The following is a 2356-nucleotide window of genomic DNA, read 5'->3' on the forward strand; positions in this document are numbered from 1 at the left end:
CGTGGCTGCTGCGAACGACCACAGGGCCATGCCCACGGGACCGGCCGGCTTGCGCAAGCCACGTGGCGCCAGGTCTGACCCATGGGCCAGCACCATCAGCCCACACAAGCCGCCCGCCACCCCCAGCAAGACAGGCACGGGCAGCGTCAGGCCCCACGCCACAGCGGCGGCCACCAGCGCCACCGAGGCCAGGTGTCCGGCGGCCATGGGCAGCAGGGCGCGCAGCGGGATGCTGTGGTCGTGTGCCCGCAGGCTCCAGGCCATGGCCAGCCCCCAGCCTGTGGCGGGATGGAGCCCGTGCAGCGCACCCATGGCGGCGATGGTGATCCAGGGCCAAAGGATGTCCGAGGTCATGGTGTGGCGTTCAGCCCCGTGCGGCGCAGCACCCGCCCGGCGCAGGGCGGGACGGGAAGGCCTGCGAGTCTTGCGAAGTTGGCGATGCCTGGGGGGGTGGCCGGGGCGCTGGCGGTGTGGGCCGGTGGCTGCGCGGGCGCGTAGCGGTCGTGGTGGCGCACCCAGTCCAGGGGGTGGGCGGGGTTGGTTTCGTGGCGGCCCAGCGGCGTCAGGTCCAGCAGCTGGTAGGTGCCCATCATGGCTTCGACGCCGCGCCCGAAGGTGGAGTAGGTGTGGAACACCTCCCCCGCATCGTTGTGCACAAACACGCTGATGCCCGGTGCCTCATCGGCGGGGAACGGCCGCATGCCGTAGTTGTAGAACACCTCGCCATTGCCGCGTGCGCGCTGCTCGGCGGTGAAGCTCACGGCAAAGTCGTGGTTGAAGTCGCTGCCGTGCGATGACACCCAGCGGAACTGCCAGCCCATGCGCTGGCGAAAGCGCTCGATCTCGGCCAGCGGCGCGCGCGAGACGGCAAGCACCGACACGTCGCGGTGCTGCAGGTGCAGCTCCATGCCGCCCATGTGGTCGGCCATGAAGGAGCAGCTCGGGCAGCCTTGCTCCCAACCCGGGCCGAACATGAAATGCTGCACCAGCAGCTGGCTGCGCCCGTCGAAAAGGTCGGCCAGGGCGCGCGGGCCCTGGGCCGTGTCGAAGGTGTAGCGCTTGTCCACGCGGGTCCAGGGCAGCGCGCGGCGCTCCTGGGCAACCTGGTCGCGCAGGCGGGTCAACGCCTTTTCGCGGGCCAGCAGGGTGCGGCGCTGGGCCAGCCATTGGTCGGCAGAGACCACGGGGTGGGAGGTGGGGGCGTTCATGGATGTACTCCTTGGTGTGGTGATGGTGTCGGTGGGGCGTCGCCGGTGAAGCCGATGGGTTGATGGACGACTGCAGGCGCACTGCTCCCTGGCCTGCCGCCCGTGGAGTGGGCGCGCAGGGCCTGGTGAAGGCACGGCACAGGCCCGGTGCGGGCCCCGTCGTGGTCCGGATGTTGTGGAGGCCTGGTGTAGCGCCGTTCAGGCGCGGGGTGGTGCCTTGGGCTGGCGCACGGCGCGCACCTTGCCGCTGCTGCCGCCGCCGCAGTAGAACAGGCCGGCACCGTCGGATTCGAGCCCGCTCACGCCCGCGCCCGGCGGCAGGTCGAGCTGCTGCACCACGGCACCGCTGGCAAGGTCGATGTGGCGCAGGGTGCTTTCGTCGCCTTCCCAGGTGCCGTGCCACAGTTCGCCATCCACCCAGGTGACGCCGGTCACGAAGCGGTCGGACTCGATGGTGCGGCGGATGGCGCCGGTGGCGGGGTCGATCTGGTGGATCTTGCGGCCCTGGTACTGGCCCACCCACAGGCTGCCTTCGGCCCACGTCAGGCCCGAATCGTTGCCGCCACCCGGCGCCGGGATGGTGGCCAGCACGCGGCCCGTGACGGGGTCGATCTTGTCGATGCGCGCTTCGGCAATCTGGTAGAGGTGCGTGCCGTCGAACGCCGTGCCCGCGTCGCACGCCACGTCCAGCGTGCGGGTGGTGGTGCCGCTGGCCGGGTCGAACGCCACCAGGTGCTCGCCCGTCGCGGCCCATACGCGGTGGCCGTCGTGGGTCACGCCGTGGACGGCGCTGGCATCGCCAAAGGGGCCGTATTCGCGCACCACCTCGGCAGGCTGGCGCGCGGCGACGGGCATGTGCAGGCGGGGCGGCGGGGCATCGCCGACCTGGCTGCTGCAGGCGGTATCGCGGGCGGCATCCGGGGTGGCGTGGCTGGCGGTGGTGGCGGTCATTGCGGGGGCTCCTTCAGGGGTGATGGATGCCACTTTAGGGATTTGCCTGCGCCGTGGGGAGTAACAAGATCGTCGTGAATCCGACGAGCGGCGCGGCCAGCCAGCGGCGGGCGCGAGCCTGGCCGATGGCGCGCACCTGACCGGTAGCTTCCAGGTCGGCCAACGCACGCTGCACGGTGCGCTGGCTGTCGCCCAGG

The 2356-nt window shown here is 71.4% G+C and carries 2 protein-coding genes and 1 pseudogene; all 3 read right to left on the bottom strand.

The window, feature by feature from the left end:
- Positions 1 to 354 (bottom strand): annotated as a pseudogene (locus ACDELDRAFT_RS21430) (hypothetical protein); the annotation flags it as partial.
- Positions 351 to 1208 carry a DUF899 domain-containing protein gene (locus ACDELDRAFT_RS21435; RefSeq protein ID WP_005800431.1) on the bottom strand — a complete coding sequence of 286 codons (858 nt, stop codon included), beginning with the start codon at positions 1206 to 1208 and terminating at the stop codon, positions 351 to 353. The gene ACDELDRAFT_RS21435 and the pseudogene ACDELDRAFT_RS21430, both read right to left, overlap by 4 nt.
- A gap of 198 nt (positions 1209 to 1406) precedes the next feature.
- On the bottom strand, positions 1407 to 2063 hold the full coding sequence (locus ACDELDRAFT_RS21440; RefSeq protein ID WP_040330414.1) for a Vgb family protein: 657 nt from the start codon (positions 2061 to 2063) through the stop codon (positions 1407 to 1409).
- Between the last annotated feature and the right edge of the window lie 293 nt (positions 2064 to 2356).

The sequence above is a fragment of the Acidovorax delafieldii 2AN genome (genome assembly GCF_000175235.1).
Taxonomy (GTDB): domain Bacteria; phylum Pseudomonadota; class Gammaproteobacteria; order Burkholderiales; family Burkholderiaceae_C; genus Acidovorax; species Acidovorax delafieldii_B.

Bases quoted from the DNA above. Each gene is read 5' to 3' on its own strand.
- ACDELDRAFT_RS21435 (WP_005800431.1), bottom strand. From the start codon at position 1,208: ATGAACGCCCCCACCTCCCACCCCGTGGTCTCTGCCGACCAATGGCTG.
- ACDELDRAFT_RS21440 (WP_040330414.1), bottom strand. From the start codon at position 2,063: ATGCCCGTCGCCGCGCGCCAGCCTGCCGAGGTGGTGCGCGAATACGGC.